At 69.5% G+C, this 15,891-nt stretch carries 18 protein-coding genes and 1 pseudogene; 12 read left to right on the top strand and 7 right to left on the bottom strand.

Features of this window, described 5'->3' with window-relative positions; genetic code table 11:
• Positions 1–20 precede the first annotated feature (20 nt).
• A complete protein-coding gene (locus tag QMK34_RS16225) occupies positions 21–611 on the top strand; it encodes a TetR/AcrR family transcriptional regulator (RefSeq protein WP_326414822.1) in 591 nt (196 codons plus the stop codon).
• A gap of 445 nt (positions 612–1,056) precedes the next feature.
• Here the strand turns inward: QMK34_RS16225 and QMK34_RS16220 are convergent, their stop codons facing one another.
• Together QMK34_RS16220 and QMK34_RS16215 are read right to left on the bottom strand one after the other, a co-directional pair.
• Complete coding sequence (locus QMK34_RS16220) at positions 1,057–1,827, bottom strand: SGNH/GDSL hydrolase family protein (protein ID WP_326414821.1); 771 nt, start codon at positions 1,825–1,827, stop codon at positions 1,057–1,059.
• Between the two features lie 372 nt (positions 1,828–2,199).
• On the bottom strand, positions 2,200–2,721 hold the full coding sequence (locus QMK34_RS16215) for a CGNR zinc finger domain-containing protein (protein ID WP_326414820.1): 522 nt from the start codon (positions 2,719–2,721) through the stop codon (positions 2,200–2,202).
• Positions 2,722–2,746: 25 nt separating this feature from the next.
• Between QMK34_RS16215 and QMK34_RS16210 the strand changes: the two genes are divergently transcribed.
• Positions 2,747–2,923, top strand: a complete 177-nt coding sequence (locus QMK34_RS16210; RefSeq protein WP_326414819.1) for a hypothetical protein — start codon at positions 2,747–2,749, stop codon at positions 2,921–2,923.
• A gap of 3 nt (positions 2,924–2,926) precedes the next feature.
• On the opposite strand, the gene QMK34_RS16205 is transcribed toward QMK34_RS16210, so the two are convergent.
• Positions 2,927–3,532, bottom strand: a complete 606-nt coding sequence (locus QMK34_RS16205) for a response regulator transcription factor (RefSeq protein WP_326414818.1) — start codon at positions 3,530–3,532, stop codon at positions 2,927–2,929.
• Complete coding sequence (locus tag QMK34_RS16200) at positions 3,529–4,761, bottom strand: sensor histidine kinase (RefSeq protein ID WP_326414817.1); 1,233 nt, start codon at positions 4,759–4,761, stop codon at positions 3,529–3,531. The genes QMK34_RS16205 and QMK34_RS16200 overlap by 4 nt, the downstream gene beginning before the upstream one ends.
• A 99-nt stretch (positions 4,762–4,860) precedes the next feature.
• Here QMK34_RS16200 and QMK34_RS16195 point away from each other — a divergent pair, with 99 nt between their 5' ends.
• The 5 genes from QMK34_RS16195 to QMK34_RS16175 all read left to right on the top strand — a co-directional run bounded on the left by QMK34_RS16195 (position 4,861) and on the right by QMK34_RS16175 (position 8,305).
• Positions 4,861–5,877 carry an ABC transporter ATP-binding protein gene (locus QMK34_RS16195; protein ID WP_326414816.1) on the top strand — a complete coding sequence of 339 codons (1,017 nt, stop codon included), beginning with the start codon at positions 4,861–4,863 and terminating at the stop codon, positions 5,875–5,877.
• On the top strand, positions 5,874–6,623 hold the full coding sequence (locus QMK34_RS16190; protein WP_326414814.1) for a hypothetical protein: 750 nt from the start codon (positions 5,874–5,876) through the stop codon (positions 6,621–6,623). Before QMK34_RS16195 ends, QMK34_RS16190 begins: the two co-directional genes overlap by 4 nt.
• Positions 6,624–6,695: 72 nt before the next feature.
• Positions 6,696–7,424, top strand: coding sequence for a CPBP family intramembrane glutamic endopeptidase (locus tag QMK34_RS16185; protein ID WP_326414813.1), 729 nt, complete (start codon positions 6,696–6,698; stop codon positions 7,422–7,424).
• Between the two features lie 36 nt (positions 7,425–7,460).
• Positions 7,461–7,652 carry a DUF4177 domain-containing protein gene (locus tag QMK34_RS16180; RefSeq protein ID WP_326414812.1) on the top strand — a complete coding sequence of 64 codons (192 nt, stop codon included), beginning with the start codon at positions 7,461–7,463 and terminating at the stop codon, positions 7,650–7,652.
• Between the two features lie 170 nt (positions 7,653–7,822).
• Positions 7,823–8,305 carry a DUF3995 domain-containing protein gene (locus QMK34_RS16175; protein WP_326414811.1) on the top strand — a complete coding sequence of 161 codons (483 nt, stop codon included), beginning with the start codon at positions 7,823–7,825 and terminating at the stop codon, positions 8,303–8,305.
• 19 nt (positions 8,306–8,324) lie between these two features.
• Here the strand turns inward: QMK34_RS16175 and QMK34_RS16170 are convergent, their stop codons facing one another.
• Positions 8,325–8,933 (bottom strand): TetR/AcrR family transcriptional regulator, encoded by a 609-nt coding sequence (locus QMK34_RS16170; protein WP_326414810.1) that lies wholly within the window; start codon positions 8,931–8,933, stop codon positions 8,325–8,327.
• Positions 8,934–9,027: 94 nt separating this feature from the next.
• On the opposite strand from QMK34_RS16170, the gene QMK34_RS16165 reads away from it, so the two are divergent.
• Complete coding sequence (locus QMK34_RS16165) at positions 9,028–10,029, top strand: SDR family NAD(P)-dependent oxidoreductase (RefSeq protein ID WP_326414809.1); 1,002 nt, start codon at positions 9,028–9,030, stop codon at positions 10,027–10,029.
• Here the strand turns inward: QMK34_RS16165 and QMK34_RS16160 are convergent.
• On the bottom strand, positions 10,024–11,286 hold the full coding sequence (locus QMK34_RS16160) for a tyrosine-type recombinase/integrase (protein ID WP_326414808.1): 1,263 nt from the start codon (positions 11,284–11,286) through the stop codon (positions 10,024–10,026). The genes QMK34_RS16165 and QMK34_RS16160 overlap by 6 nt on opposite strands.
• 146 nt (positions 11,287–11,432) lie before the next feature.
• On the opposite strand from QMK34_RS16160, the gene QMK34_RS16155 reads away from it, so the two are divergent.
• A complete protein-coding gene (locus tag QMK34_RS16155; RefSeq protein WP_326414807.1) occupies positions 11,433–12,596 on the top strand; it encodes a response regulator receiver protein in 1,164 nt (387 codons plus the stop codon).
• A gap of 934 nt (positions 12,597–13,530) precedes the next feature.
• A complete protein-coding gene (locus QMK34_RS16150; RefSeq protein WP_326414806.1) occupies positions 13,531–13,767 on the top strand; it encodes a TetR-like C-terminal domain-containing protein in 237 nt (78 codons plus the stop codon).
• Between the two features lie 57 nt (positions 13,768–13,824).
• On the opposite strand, the gene QMK34_RS16145 is transcribed toward QMK34_RS16150, so the two are convergent.
• Positions 13,825–14,799, bottom strand: a complete 975-nt coding sequence (locus tag QMK34_RS16145; RefSeq protein ID WP_326414805.1) for a helix-turn-helix transcriptional regulator — start codon at positions 14,797–14,799, stop codon at positions 13,825–13,827.
• A gap of 97 nt (positions 14,800–14,896) precedes the next feature.
• Here QMK34_RS16145 and QMK34_RS16140 point away from each other — a divergent pair, with 97 nt between their 5' ends.
• Both QMK34_RS16140 and QMK34_RS16135 read left to right on the top strand, forming a co-directional pair.
• Entirely contained in the window at positions 14,897–15,457 is a 561-nt protein-coding gene (locus QMK34_RS16140) for a DinB family protein (RefSeq protein WP_326414804.1), read from the top strand.
• Between the two features lie 56 nt (positions 15,458–15,513).
• A pseudogene (locus QMK34_RS16135) lies at positions 15,514–15,891 on the top strand (DNA glycosylase AlkZ-like family protein); the annotation flags it as partial.

The following is a 15,891-nucleotide window of genomic DNA, read 5'->3' as shown; positions in this document are numbered from 1 at the left end:
GGCGGCTACGATCAGTCGTTGTGACGGAGTCGAAACCCCTGCGTGCGGACGCTCGCCGCAATCGGGCGCGGGTGCTCGAGGCGGCGGAGAGCGTGTTCGCGGCGCGGGGGACCGGCGCCCCGACCGAGGAGGTCGCGCGCGCGGCGGGCGTCGGTGTGGGGACGGTGTTCCGGCACTTCCCGACCAAGGAAGAGCTCCTGAAGGCCGTGCTCTTCGCCAGGCTGCTCCGTTTCGCCGACGAGGCCGACGCCGTGGTCGCGGCGAACTCCCCGGACCCCGGCGACGCCTTCTTCGGCTTCCTGGCGGGCTGGATCGAGATGGCGGGCGCGAAGAACGCCTACCTCGAAGCGCTCTCGGCGGCCGGGATCGCGGTCCCCACCTCCGGTTCGGTGATCGGCGAGCGGCTCATCGGCTCCCTCGGCGTCCTGCTCGGCCGGGCGCAGGACGCCGGTGCGGCGCGCAAGGATCTCTCGGCCGAGGAGCTGATCCCGGTCATCATCGGCATGGCGAAGGGCGCCGAGCACGTGGGCGACGACCCGGTCCGCCGGGCCCGCACCATCGAGATCATGTTCGACGCGCTACGCCCGCCCGGCCGCTCTCTCGCGGAATAGCCGACTCCAGGAGGTCGGCCTGCTCGGCGACCGGAAGTGGTTCAGCGTCAATCCGACGCACGCCGCGGCAGGCCCACGGTCTTGGTCAGCAGCGCGTCTGTGGTTCGGGCCGACAGAGCTCGCTTCAGCGCGACAGCCGTGCGTGCGTCGGCACCGACGAGGTCGCGCGTCCGGGGACGGTTTGAGGTGAGCGCTTCCTCGACGAGCGCGGCGACGCGCTCCGGCCCCGGCCTCCAGCAAGCCTGACGGCGACTGCCCGGCCGATGCCGCTGGAGGCCCCCGTTACGAGGAACGTCATTCTCGACGCCGTCGCGGGTATCCGTCCGGCCGATTGTCACCCGGAAGGACCGATGATGTCCGGTTCGCCGACAAGCTCTGTGCGCTCGGCTACCGGATCTGCTCATGACGGGCAGAGTGACAGCGATCCCGGGCCTGCCGTGCGTAGTCAGGTCCGGTGCTGCTCCACCGGCTCGAGTGCCGGTCGTTTCGCGGTGAGGGTGTCGCCGGAGGACTCGCCGCGCAGCCGCCGCTTGACCCAGGGGACAGCGTGTTCCCGGCCCCATTGCAGGTTCTCGGCCCGCTGCTCACGAGCGTCGAGCCGCTCCCGTGGGCCGAGCACGGTCGCCTCCAGTTTGTGGGGGACACCGAGCGCCCCGAGGACGGCGATCGCGACCTCGGTGTGGCCGAGCGCGTTGAGGTGCAGCCGGTCCGGGGCCCACATCCGGCGGTCCCGCAGCTGCCGCATCGACCAGAGGTCCACCAGAAGCGTGCCCTGGCGGGCCGCGATCCCGCGGACGAGCTCGTTGTAAATCGCCACCCGGCCGCGGATCCGGCGGAACAGCGCGTCCTCCACCCCGTCGACGCCGGTGAAGAGCAGGACCTGCGCGCCGGTGCCGGTCAGCCGCGCGACCGCCTGCTCGTACCGGTCGGTCAGCGCGTCGATGTCGACCTTCGGCCGCATCAGGTCGTTGCCGCCCGCGTACAACGTCACGAGGTCCGGGCGCAGGTCCAGGGCTGGTTCGAGCTGCTCGTCGAGGACCTGGCCCAGCAGTTTGCCGCGGATGGCGAGGTTGGCGTAGCGGAAGGCGGGATCCTGTGCGGCCAGCTGCTCGGCGGTCCGGTCGGCCCAGCCGCGGACGCCGTTGCGGCAGGACGCGTCGTCGTCACCGACGCCCTCGGTGAACGAGTCGCCGAGGCTGACTAAGCGGTTGCTCATTTTCAGCACTCTATTAGGTGGCGTCTGAGAACTGTCGCAGCAGCCGCCGCTCGAAGCCTCGAGCACCTGTCCTTCGAAGCCGCTTACCCTCCACAAAGGACGGTAAGTCTACCCATTCGCCCGTTTCGTACCGCCATGACTGTTTCATGTGTGCCCCTGAAGGCCACCATGACAGCGTTAAACGCCGTGAAGGCTCCCATCAGGGCACACGGCAAACCTGGGGTCGCGACTGAAGGGGACTTACCCTCGACTCAACCTTGCAAAAGTCCCCTTCACCAGAACAGACCGCGTGAAAGTCCCCGTCAGTCACGCGGCCCCAGGCGCCAAACTGGACGACATGACATCAGTTTCCGGACGCCCTCTGAGGTGGCCTCAGCCCGCTTGACGCGCCCGGTCGCGGTGCTCGGCGACGTGGACCCGCGTCGCGCACCGGGTCGAGCAGTAGCGGCGTTTGCCGTTGCGGGACACGTCCACGTAAACGATCCCGCAGCCTTCGCGGCCGCAGGCGCCGAGGCGGCCGGGTTCGTCGCAGACCAGATGGGCGAGCCCGCCCGCGGTGTAGGCGCGGACGCGGCTGACCGGGTCCGCGTGCTCGCTGGCGTAGTGCAGGTGCGCGACCCGGCCGTCGTGGCGGGAGATGTACGGGCGGCAGGCCGAATCGGACAGCAGCCTGTTGAGCAGGTCGGCCTGGCCGTCCGCGGCGGGCGCGGCGAAGACCTCGCGCAGCCGCAGCCCCCAGGCGGCGATTGCCGCCGCCTCGTGCTGGTCGAGCCGGTGCAGTGTCATGCCGTGGCCATGCATCATGGCGGCCATCGCGACCGGGTCGTCGCTCGTCAGGTTGGCGAGCTCGGCCGCCACCTGGGCCGCGGAGCCTCCGTAAGGGTTGAAGTGCACTAGACCATTACAGCACACTCGGCTCATGGAACAGACTCGATGCCCGCGCTGCGGCTGCCCGCTGGCCGAACTCACCCGCACCGCTGCCGTGCCGCACTCGGTCGCCCACGGCACGCTCGACTACCTGCGCTGCGTCTGCGGGAGCTGGCTCGCCCGTGTCAACGGGGTGGTCGTGAGCGCGACACAGGCGCGCCGGGGCTGACGGTCAGAGCCAGCCGTTGTCGCGGGCCCGGCGGACCGCCTCGGATCTGGTGTTCGCGCCGAGCTTGCGCATGGCGGAGGACAGATAGTTGCGCACGGTGCCCGCCGAGAGATGCACCAGGTCCGCGATGTCGGACGCGGTGCGCGCGTCGCGCACCTGCCGCAGCACCTCGAGTTCCCGGTCGGTGAGCGGGCAGCCCTCCGTGTTCAGCGCGGTCATCGCGAGCTCGGCGTCGACGTAGCGGCCGCCCGCGTGCACCCGCCGGATCGCCGTCGCGAGAAGTGCCGCGGGAGCGCTCTTCGCGACGAAACCGGCTGCACCGACCGAGAGTGCCCTGCGCAGCACGCCAGGACGCGCGTGTCTGGTCAGCATCACACAGCGGATTCCCGGCCATTCCGCGGCGATCCGCTCGGCGATCTCGGCACCGTCCATTCCTGGCAGGTCGACGTCGAGCACGACCACGTCCGGCCGCTGCGCCCGCACCGTCGCCAGTGCCTCCTCGCCGCTCGCGGCTTCGCCGACCACTTCGAGGTCGCCCTCGAGACCGAGCAGCGCCCCGACTGCCTCGCGCGTGAGCTGCTCGTCTTCCACGAGCACCAGCCGGATCATGCGGGGACCACCGCTGCCTCGGGCACGGTGCCCGGCCGCGGCACCGGAACGGTCACACACAACGAGAAGCCGCCGACCTCGCGGCGACCGGCCGACAGCGTTCCCGCGTACGGCGCCAGCTTTCTTTCGATGCTGCGCAGGCCGCTGCCCGAGGGCGAGCCCTCCGGAGACGGCGCGGAGCCGGTGCCGTCGTCGTCCACGCGCAGGGTCGCCACCGGCCGCTGCCCGCCGTTCTGCCCCAGGGTGATCGTGCAGTGGGTGGCGTCGGAATGGCGCAGCAGGTTTGTCATCGCCTCGCGCAACACCCTGCCCAGCACGTCCTGCAGCGGTTGCACGACCAGCGCGGGGTCGCCGTGCACTTCCAGGCGTACCCGCGCGGAGTCCAGCACGGCGCGCGCACCGGCGAGCTCACTCGCGAGGTCGGTCGGCCTCCGGTCCGCGGCTAGCGAACGCACCTCGTTCATGGCTTCGCGCGCCACCCGTGCCGCGTCCGTCATCTCCCGGCGGGCTCGGTCCGCACCGTCCACACCGGACGGCACCGTCCGCGCGGCCAGCTCGCTCTTGAAGGCCACCACCTCCAGCGCGTGGCCGAGAATGTCGTGCAGGTCGTCGGCGAGGCGCAGCCGCTCCCGCGTCATGGCGAGCTCCGCGGCGATCCGTCGCGACTCGTCGACCTTCACGAGCGAACCCAGCCACCAGTTCCGTTCGAGGTTGCTGGCCCACGTGGTCGAGATGTAGAAGGCCGCGATCGAGGGGCCGATCCAGCCCGGTACCCCCGCGATCCGCGGCGCGACGAGCAGGTCCGAGCCGAACACGAGCAGCGTCGCGCCGGTCACCCACACCGTGATCGCACGTTTGGATCTACCGCCCACGACGTCGCCGAGCAGCAGCGCCGGAACGATCGCCCACGCCCAGCCGGTCCACGCACTCGCCTGCCCCACCACGCAGAGCGAGAACCCCACGGAAACGGCCATGACCATGGCGGGCGCCGACACCTGGGAACCCGGCCGCCGCAGGTACTCGCGGAAGCGCAGGCAGTGCAGGGCGAGGGCGGCGCACAGCAACGCGAGCAGCGGGGCGCCGAACCCCCAGCCCGGCCAGGAGAACAGCATCGCGGCCACCGGGATCATCGACAGGAACGCGGCGGTCGCGGCGAAGGCGCACAGGGCGTAGCGCCGTGCCATCCGTACCGGTCGCTCCGCCTCGATCATCTGTCGATCTTCGCTCACGAGGGTCAAGCTACCCGGTCAGGCCGATGACACGTGTCATCGGAACCGATGACGGTGAGGACTACCGACCCGCGGCTGACGCCGCCGACAATCACCGCCATGACTCAAGTAACCCCAGCGTCGCGGCGCCACGCCACCGCGAACCTCCCGCCGCCGGAAGACGGCGACGCCGTCGAAGTCAGCGGCCTGCGCTGCCGGTACGGCGACTTCGACGCGGTGCGCGGCATCGACCTGACGGTGCGGGCCGGGGAGGTCTTCGCGTTGCTGGGCACCAACGGCGCGGGCAAGACGACCACGCTCGAAGTCCTCAGCGGCTTCCACCGCCCCGCCGGGGGAACCGTGCGGGTGCTCGGCATCGACCCGGCCACCCAGTCGGCGAAACTGCGCAGCCAGCTTGGCGTCATGATGCAGGAGGGCGGCTTCGTCGGGGAGCTGACCACGGTCGAGACGCTGCTGCTGTGGCAGCGGCTCGTGTCGCGCCCCGACGACCCGGAGCGGCTGCTGGCCCGGTTCGATTTGGGCAGCAGGCGCGACGTCGCCGTCGCGAAGCTCTCCGGCGGGGAACGCCGCAGGCTCGACCTCGCGCTGGCGGTGTGGGGCACGCCGAAGCTGGTGATCCTGGACGAGCCGACGACCGGGCTCGACCCCGAGTCGCGCAGACGTGCGTGGGACGCGATCGGCGAGCTGGCCGAGGCGGGCCGCACCGTCGTGCTGACCACGCACTATCTGGAGGAGGCGGAGGCGCTCGCCGACCGCGTCGCGATCATGCACGGGGGCAGGATCGCCGCCACGGGCACGCTCGCGGAGATCACCGCGAGCCAACCAGCGCGATTCGACGCGCGGATCGTGGGCCCGCCCCCCGCGCCACCGCCGGAGATCTCCGGCGAGCTGGTGCTCGGGCGCGACGGGCCCGACACCACGGTCACCGGGGCGACGGATCACCTCCAGCAGGACCTCACGCTGCTGCTCAATTGGGCTGAGCGGCACTCCGTGACCTTGGAGGGGCTCCGCGCCGCGCCCGCGTCGCTGGAGGCGGTTTACCACGCTGTGCGGGAGAGCGACAGCGAGACAAACCAGGACGAGCACCACAAAACCGAGACGGAGGTATCGTTGTGAGCGCTGCGTTCACCGCCATCGCAGCGGCGGAAACCAAAGTGTTGTGGCGCAACCGGACGGCCGGGTTCACCGGTGTCGCGCTGCCAGTCCTGCTCGGCGCCTTCGTCACGTTCCTGGTGCGCCCCCAGAATGCCACCACGTGGGCGATCGTCGTGGGCCTGCAGCTGACGTTGACCCTCGCCTACGGCGTCTACACCACGACGACCTCGGTCGTGGTCGCTCGCAGGCACGCGCTCGTGCTGAAGCGCATGCGCACCAGCGACACGCGGGACTCGGTGCTGCTGGGGGGCATGGTCGCGCCGCCGGTCGCTCTCGCGTGGGGACAGCTCGTCGTACTGGCGCTCGTGGATGTGGTCCGTGGTGCCCCGGTGCCCGCGGACCCGGCCCTGCTCGTGCTCGCGGTCGTACTGGGATTCGCGATGTACCTCGCGGCCGCACTGGCGACGACGCCGATGAGCAGCTCGCCGGAACGCGCCCAGCTCACGACGCTGCCGCTCGCCTTCCTCGCCATGGCTTCCGGTGCCGTGCTGCCGATCCTCGATTCCGGGACGCTGGCCCAGGCGCTCACGGCGATCCCCGGCGCCGGGCTGGGCAGGCTCGCCGCGCTCGCGTTCCACGGCGGGGCGTGGGAAGCCGGCGCGGGCGGGTTCCCCGCGGCGCTGCCCGCCCTGCTCTCGCTGGTGGTGTGGACCGCCGTCCTCGGGTTGCTGGCCCGGCGGTTCTTCCAGTGGGAACCACGTCGCTGAGACCCGTCAGCGGCGAGGTCCTCAACGACCTCGCCGATCCCGAACCCATCGGAATCCAGGAGCCTCGTCACCATGTCTCGTACTTCCCACGACGACCAGCAGGAGACGGCAAAGACCCGGCCCGCACCCGAGGGTCGCGTGCGCCCTGGCTGGACCGAGATCGTTGTCGCCGCCGTCGTCTACGTGGTCATCGTGTTTCTGGTCGTCGCGCTGATCGAGGGGCTCGATCTCGCTCCGGCGACGCTCGGCCTGATCGAAGGGGCGCTGTCCGCCGTCGCCGCGCTGGGCGCGTTCGCGGTGGCCGTGGCGCTGCGGATCCGTTCCTGGAGTGCCCTCGGTGCGGGCCGGGTGTCCTGGCGCTGGTTGCTCGTCGGGCTCGGCGCCGGGGTGCTGGCCGTCGTGCTCAGCCGCCTGGTGGCGGTGGCCTTCGTCGCGATCACCGGAATCACCGCGAACCCTCAGGACGGATACAACTCGGCCGCCACCGCCGGGCCGCTCGCCCTGGCTCTGTCGATGGTGCTCATCGCCGTCGCCACCCCGATCGGCGAGGAGCTGCTCTTCCGCGGCCTTCTCACCACCGCGCTGATGCGTTACGGCGCGGTGGTCGCGGTCGTGGGCAGTGCCGCGATCTTCGCCTTCGCCCATGGCATCAACACCATCCTGCCCATCGCTTTCGTCATCGGACTCATCAACGCCGAACTACGACGCCGCAGCGGATCGGTCTGGCCAGGCGTCGTCGTCCACATCGTCAACAACGTGGTGACCAACCTGATCTTCGTCGCGCTCGCCGGCACGAGCTGACACAACCCGCAGGACCAACCGAAGGGAAACCGGCACATGGCCACGCAGTGGGAGTACAAGGTGCTCACCTACAAGCTCCGCATGAAGGGCTTCGACTACAACCAGATCGAACTGGACCTCAACGACCTTGGCCGCGAGGGCTGGGAAGCGCTCAGCACGATCGCCCCCAGCTTCGGCTCGGGCCAGGCCATCGAGGTCGCCGTCGTCCTGAAGAAGGCCTACGCCTGACATCGTGTCCTGGCCCGTCTGCGTCCTGATCACCGCGGGAACCCAGCCGTAGCGGATGTATCCGGGCGTGCCCGGCGGCGTTGTTTGACCAGTATGGGGTCCGGTGCCATCCTGGATCGAAAGGTGATCGTCGAGGGCGGTCAGCACTGGGGGATGGTGGATTGTCGCGCGTGTTCCGGTCATTTCACTGGGGATATCCGGCCGTCGGCTGGGCCGTTGTTTTCGCGAGCGTACATTTCTTTTGGGCGCTCGGCGGCGAAGCCGGGCTCGACATTTCGGCCGGGCAGCAGCTCGCGGCCGAGCGACCCGGCTGGTTCGTGGCGGGCGGGCTCTGGGGAGTCGGCTGTCTCTGCCTGATCGGCGCGCTGGCCGCGTTCGGCTTGACCCGTCGCAGCGTCAGTGGCCTTCGCCGGCGGCTGCTGACGCTGCTGGGCTACGGCGTCGGCGCGCTGCTGTTGCTCCGCGGGATCGGTATCGAGGTGCTCATCCTCGCCGACGCGCCGGGGATCGACGTCTCGGTCGGCTCGGCACAGAGGTTCTGGACACTCGTGCTGTGGAACCCCTGGTTCGTCCTGGGCGGCGTCCTGTTCGCGCTCGCCGCGCACGGTTTCGGAAAAAATGCGGCGGATTGCATTTCCGCCGCACCGCGGTGACGGACCTGACGAATCGAGGTCAGGCGTGCCGCTTGCCGTGATCAACGGCTGGCAGGAAAAGGTCGACGCCGATGGTCATTCGCGCGACAAACTCTTCTCGTGCGGCCGCTTCGTGTTTGATACCGCGGGCAGTACTCACCAACGTCCTGGCCATGTCCGCTGCCATCCCCACCCGCCCCGGAGGCAGATCGGCCGCAATGGCAGCGGTGACCATCTCGAGAAAACGCCGCGGGTATTCGAGGACAAGCGGGCCCAGCAGCTCCGGACTGGTCTCGATCAAGCCGGAGACCTCTTTCGCCATGGGGCCGACGTAACGCCCGGTCCACAGGTCGAACGCTTCGATCAACCGATCGCGAAGCGGGCGCCCAGCGTCCGACAAACACCGTTTCGCGGCATCGACATCGCTGTCGAGGGCGTGGGTGACGGCCGCGCGGAACAGGTTCTGCTTCGAGGTGAACAGGAAGTACAGGCCCGGACGAGAGATGTCCGCGGCCCGTGCGACGTCCTCCATTGACGCCTTCTTGTACCCGTAGCGGGCGAAAGTCTCGAGAGCGGCCCCCAGGACGTGCTCCCGGCGGCCGCTCTCACTCTGGGCCTCTTCGGCGACGGAGGACTCCAGGTCGGTCATGCCCGTTAGTCTACCATCGACCGAACCAACTAGACAACGTATGCTGATTGAGTATAGTTGGTTCACAGCGAACCTTTGTCCCTAGGAGGGCTTCATGTCAGCACCTCATCGACGGATCACCACCCGATTCGACGCGAGCAGCACTGCTGACGACGTCGTGGCGGGGCTGGACCTCACTGGTGTCCGCGCCATCGTCACCGGCGCGTCGTCGGGGATCGGTGTGGAGACGGCCCGCTCTCTCGCGCGTGCCGGTGCCGAGGTCACCCTTGCGGTCCGCAACGTCAGCGCGGGTGAGAAGACAGCCGAGGACATCGCGGAGTCGACCGGCGGCGGCCACGTTCACGTCGGCGCGCTGGATCTGGTTGACAGGTCCTCCATCGCCGAGTTCACCGGTCGGTGGACCGGCCCACTGCACATCCTGATCAACAACGCGGGCGTCATCGTCAGCGACCTGGCCCGAACCCCGGAAGGCTGGGAACTTCAATTCGCCACAAACCATCTCGGCCACTTCGCCCTGACGCTCGGACTGCGTGAAGCCCTCGCCGCGGGAGCCCGCGAACGGGGCGGGGCCCGGGTCGTCTCGCTGAGCTCCACGGCACACATGAGGTCGCCGGTTGTGTTCGACGACATTCATTTCGAGCGGCGCGAATACGATCCTCAGGCCGCGTACTCGCAGTCCAAGACCGCCAACTCGCTGTTCGCGGTCGAAGCCACCCGCCAGTGGGCGGCCGACGGCATCGTCGCGAACACGGTCAACCCCGGGGGCGTCTCCACCGGGCTGCAAAGAGACTTCACCCCCAGGCAAAAGGACTATTTGGCCGCGGCCGAGGCGGCTGGAGCCTTCGTCTACAAGACCGTCCAGCAGGGCGCCGCCACCACCCTCGTCGCGGCGGTCGCCCCCGAGTTCGCCCGGACCGGCGGCCACTACCTCGATGACGGACGCCAGGCCCACACCGTGGGCAACGACGCGACGCTGTTCGACAACAGCCATGGTGTCAAGGAATGGGCGCTCGACCCCGGCGCGGCCCGGCAGCTGTGGACGGTATCGCTCGACCTCATCGGCCTTCCCGCACCAGGCGAGACCTCCGCGTCATAGACCGGTTTCAACGCCGGTGTACCAGGTGGCGGCGACGAGGTCGACCGCGCTGCGCGACGGGTCACGGGCGGCGTGGTCGTACGTCTGCTGGGTGGTGTCGATGCTGGCGTGGCCGACATCCGCCTGGACGTGGACCAGCTGTGCGCCTGCCTCGACCGCCGAGGTGACGTAGAAGTGACGCAAGGCGTGCGGATGCATCGCGTCGACGATGTCCGCGAGGGCCGGTCCGGCCGCCGCGGTGAGACGACGGAGGAGCTGCCAGATCGCCTGCCGCTGGTAGCGGTTGCCCGTCCGCGTGACGAGCAGCGGGACCGGGCCCGCGGCGAGGGGGTTCGCCGGTCGCCGGGCGATCGACGTCGTCCTCGACGCGGCCGCCTCGTCGCGTTTGACGAGGTACGCCATGAGCGCCGACTCGGCGGGGGCGCTGAGGTAGACGATGCGCGTCTTGCCGCCCTTGCCCAGCACGCGCAGGGCGCGGCGGCCCCGGGTGACGTGCGAATCGGTGCGGTCGAGCCCGCAGAGTTCGCTGACACGCAGCCCGAGGGTGAACAGGGCGACCACGGCCATGGCGCGGCTGGTGTCGAGCGGGCTCGCGCCCCGCCGGGCCGCGCCCGCCGCCGTGTAGAGCGCGTGGACCTGGTTCGCGGTGAGGGTGACAGTCGTCGAGGTGCTGGTGGCGCCGACCGCCAGGCCGAGCCGTCGACGATCGAGGGCAGCGGGGTTGCCGGTGGCGAGTTTCACCGACGCCAGGTAGGCGTAGAGCGCTTTGACGGTGGCGAGCATCCGGTCGCGAGTGGCCGGAGCGGCACCCGTGGTGGTCAGTTCGTCGAGCCAGGTCTTGACGTCCGTCGAGGTGGCGGCGAGTGGATCGACAGCGGTGGCGACACACCAGCGGAACCAGTGCAGTGTCCGCAACCGGCCGCGAGGTGCCGGTGGGGGAGCGGTGCGGGCCGGAGCTGGACCTGTCCCGATCCTGAGCGCGGCCGAATAGGCGTGGAGCGCTTCGTCCCAGCCCGTTGCCGGGGTGCCGGTGCGGGTCCAGGTGTCGAGGTCACTCGCGGAAACGGGCAGGCCGAGACCTTCGGCGTAGGTGCGGCGGGTGGCGTGGTTGGCGTACCCGATCAGCCAGTCGGCGATGGCCGCCAGCAGTTGCGCGGGATCGCGGACGCCCGGCCAGAGGTCGACCTCCGTCGAGAGGTGCCCCCCAGTTTCCGAGCCGCCGGTCCACGCTTCGATCGACCGCGAAATGCTACTCAAAGTCACCAAACCAGTTACTTGTTGTCGCCGATTCGTCCTGCGCTGAGCTTAGCAACAAAAGGAGTGTTCTGTAGCTAACCTAGGTTACAGATACAGTATCCATAACCTAGGTTGATGGTTTATTAACCATCAACTAGACTACGGGAATGTCCGATTTTTTTGCTGGAACGGCCCTGTGCGGGTTCCGTCGATGCCAGACCCCACTGCCGCCGCCCGGACCGCGCGGAGGACGCCCCTACGAGTTCTGCCCGGATCGGGTCTGGCCCGGCGGTAAAACCTGCAAGCAGCTCGCCGCCGCCGAGCAGGCCCTGCGTGAAGCACTTGGTGACACAGAGGTGCCGACCGCTCTTGAGGATGCGGGCGAGGCTTTCGCCCGTGCCGCCTCAGGCGTGACCGAACCGCTGCAAACGCTGAGCAATGCGCTCGACACGATCACCGGACAACTGCAGAAGGACATCGCTCTCGCGGTCGCACAGGCCGAGACTGCTGAGCGGCGTGCCACCGACGCCGATCAGGGCCGGGAGGCATCCGAAGCCCGCGCGAGCGCGGCTGAACAGGCCCGGCACGAGGCCGACGAGCAGGCTCGCCAGGCAGAGCAGGCCAAGGAGCTGGCCGAGGTCAGTACGGCCAACGCGGTTTTACAGTGTGCCGAAGCTGAACTCGCGCAGGCCCGCGCCGAAGCCGCCGCTGCCGCGATCAGCCGGCAAGCCGAGAAATCAGCCGCCGAGTGGACAGCCGAACGTGCCAAGGTCAGCTCTCTCACCGCGGATCTGGCCACCTGTGCCGAGGAACTGGCGGTCCGTACCGCTGAACGCGACGCCGAACGGACCACACTGAGCGATCTGCGTAAGCACAGCGGCGAGCTGGAACGCGCCCTGACAGGACAGAACACGCACCTCGGCGCCGAACTGGGCGAGGTCAAAAAACGACTGCGCGGCGCCGACGATCAGTATCGAGCACTGCTCGAACAACACCAGGCCAGCGAAGCAGCGCAGCGCGAAAGCATCTCCGCGCAGCGCGCCGACCTCGCCCGTCAAGAAGGACAACTGTCGGCGGCCGCGCTCAACGCCGTGCACCTCCAGCGCCGCGCCGACGACCTGGCGACCACGCTGAGCACGGTGCACGAGGTGGTACTGAGCGCGACCGACGAAGCACCGGGCCGACTGCGCGACCAGCTCCTCGCGACGCTGCTCGTTGATCATGCCGTCAAACCCGAGGATTCCAGGGCTGCCAATCCGGTGGTGAACGTTCCTGCCGGTGACTCATCTGATGGAGAGTCACCAGCCGCGGCCGGGGCAGACCACGAGTGAGGTACGCGTCGTCAGCGGGCTCCTCTACGACTTCGCGGCGCTTCCCTCGTCCAACAAGTCCGCCGACGAGGTTCGATCACTCGTAGGTAGCGGCCACAAACTGGCCGCTACCTCTGTGACGATGGATTCATCACCGGGAAGCCGAGCAAGCATCCCGGCACGTCTCGAATGAGAACGGAGACTGGCACGCGGTCTGTTCTGGTGAAGGGGACTTTTGCAAGGTTGAGTCGAGGGAAAGTCCCCTTCGGTCGCGACCCCAGGTTTGCCGTGTGCCCTGATGGGAGCCTTCACGGCGTTTAACGCTGTCATGGTGGCCTTCAGGGCACGCGCGAAACGGTCATGGCGGTATGAAACGGGCGAATGGGCAGACTTACCGTCCTTTGTGGAGGGTAAGCGGCTTCGAAGGACAGGCGCCCGAGGCTTCAGCGTGGGGCCACAACGACAGTGTCCAGACGTCCTCTAACGCCTTGAGCAGTCGCTCGCTCAGTTTCGGAGTCGCTGCGCCGCCTTGGGCAGGTAGGCGGCGCCGATGACGGGCTACTGGCCGGGGCACGGGCTCCTGGGCTCACAGAGCGCGTTGGTATTGGTGGGGCCAGGCGGCTTTGTTCGCGGGGCGCTTGCGGAGGCGAAGTAGGGGTCGCGCAGGAGAGGGCGCCCTATCATCACGGCGTCCACTTGGCCGTTCGCCACCAGTTCGCCGACCAGGGACAGGTCATCGATCTGTCCGACCGCGCTGACCGCGAGTCCCGTCGCGTTCTTGAGTGTCGCCGCGAGCTCGACGTGGGCTCCGTCGGCGACCTGCTCGCCGACGTCGCGACCAGCCGCTTCTCCGGCGACATCGTGGTGCCGGACACCGTCGACCCTCCGCGAGGACCTGAAACGCTACGCGGCCGACCTCGCCAGGGACCTCTGAGACCCGGACAACCTCGCCCTGGTGCGCGCCACCATCGGCACCGACGGAGAACAAGGCGCGGCCGCGTGCCGCGGAGAACGCCAGCACCAGCTCGAAGCCATCCTCGAACGGCAACGGTCCAGGGGAGAGCAGCCCCCGACCCTCGAACGCACCACGGACGCCGTGCTCGCCCCCCTCTGCTACCGGGCCGTCTTCACCGACGAGCCCCTCACCCCCGAATGGACACGCACCCTCGTGTCGCACCTACTGCCGGACTGACCACGCCCCGGGTGACCGCGGCGAGTTCGGCTGTGGCCGCACCTGAGCAGCCACCGGCTAGTTCGCGGCGTTGGCGTAGCGGCGGGCCAGTCGGGCGAAGGCGTCCTTGAGTTCGGCCGGGCCGACGACCTCGATGTCGGCGTCGAACCTGCCGAGGGTGGCGGCCAGGCCGGGCCATGACCACGAGCCCAGGATGAGCCGACAGCGGTCCGGGCCGAGTTCCTCGACGAGTCCGTCGCTGGTGTAGGGGGACACGGCGGCGGCGGGGAGGTCGAGGATCACCTCGCCGCGGCACGGCCATTCGCCGGAGGCGTCGGAGCTCCAGAACCGGCCGGCCACGAAGGTGGCCACGTCGCCGCCGGGCAGTTCACGCGGGGCGAAGCGGGGTCCGGTGGGGGTGCGCGGGGCGATCCGGTCGGCACGGAAGGTGCGCCAGTCCTCGCGCTCGAGGTCCCAGGCGACCAGGTACCAGCGCCCGCCCCAGGTGACGACGTGGTGGGGTTCCACCCGGCGCGGCGGGGACGGCGCACTCCCCGCGGGTGCGGCGGAGGAGTAGTCGAAGCGCAGCACCTCGCGGGCGTGGACCGCCGCGCCGAGTGCCATGAGCACGCTGCTGTCGACCTTGGGGACCGGCCGGAGTGTGGGCCGCTCGACGGCGGTGACCCCGATGGCGTCGATGCGGTGGCGCAGCCGTGCGGGCATGACCTGCCGGACGGTGTGCAACGCGCGCACCGCGGCCTCCTCGATGCCCGCGCCGGCAGTGGTCGCGATCTGGAGTGCGACGGCCAGCGCGACGGCCTGCTCGTCGTCGAACAGCAACGGGGGCAGCTGGGTGCCGGCGTCGAGCCGGTATCCGCCCTCCGGTCCTTTGAAGGCGAGGACGGGATAACCGAGCTCGCGCAGGCGGTCGACGTCACGGCGCACGGTGCGCGGGCTGATGTCCAGCCGGTCGGCCAGCAGCGCCCCCGGCCAGTCCCGGCGCGCCTGGAGCAGTGAGAGCAACGACAGCAGTCGCGCTGAAGTTTTCGGCATGGTTCCATCATGCCCCGAGAAGCGGCCACATCCTGTCCGCTTCTACTGGGAGTCTTGTCCTATGCCAGTCAACAGCGACCTGAAGGAACGAAACACCGTGACCTCAACTCTCGACGCCGAGCGGACCGACCTGCTCGCCGCGCTCGCCGCCGCGCGATCGTCAGTGACCACCACCGTCCGCGGACTCACCGACGAGCAGCTCGCCGAAACCCCGACCGTCAGCGCGCTGTGCCTGGGCGGGCTGATCAAGCACGTCGCGTCCATCGAGGAAGGGTGGCTCCGCTTCGCGGTCGACGGCCCGTCGGCGATGAGCTACGACCTGCCCGAAGGTGTCACCTGGGCCGACTTCGCGGCCGGTACCGCGAGCGAGTACCCGCAGTGGGCGATCGACCATCAGAACAATTTCCGGATGCTGCCCGGCGAGACACTGGCCGGGATCGTCGAGCGGTACGAGCAGGTTGCCGCCCGGAGCGAGGAGGTCATCGCCGCCATTGCCGACCTGTCGGCGACGCACCTGTTGCCGTCGGCTCCCTGGCACGAGCCGGGCGCCGTGCGCAGCGTGCGAGGAGTACTGCTGCACGTCATCGCCGAAACCGCCCAGCACGCCGGGCACGCGGACATCCTGCGCGAGACGCTCGACGGGCAGAAAGCGACCTGACCGGTTTGTAGCTCACACGGAATCGAAGGGAACGACCGTACTGCGAAGACGCGCGAATGAGCGTTCTCGACACCCGGGCGCTCAATCGCGCGACGCTCGCCCGGCAGCCGCTACTCGACCGTGCCGACGTGCCCGTCCTCGACGCCGTCGCGCACCTGTGCGGGCTGCAAGCGCAGAACCGCAGGAGCCGTTCGTCGGGCTGTGGTCGCGGCTGCGGGCGTTCGACCCGGCGGTGCTCTCGGGCCTGCTGCTCGGGCGGAGCGTGGTGCGCACGCACCTCATGCGACGCACCCTGCATCTCCTCACGGCCGGTGACGCGCTGGCCTGGCGGGCCCGGCACGGGGCCATGTTGCGGCAGCGGGTACTCGGCACCTACCGCCGCGAGCTCGACGGGGTGGACGTCGCCGAGCTCGCGGCGGCGGGCCGGGCGGTGC

The sequence above is a fragment of the Amycolatopsis sp. H20-H5 genome, assembly GCF_035828755.1.
Taxonomy (GTDB): domain Bacteria; phylum Actinomycetota; class Actinomycetes; order Mycobacteriales; family Pseudonocardiaceae; genus Amycolatopsis.
This window is presented reverse-complemented; position numbering and strand designations above follow the sequence as displayed.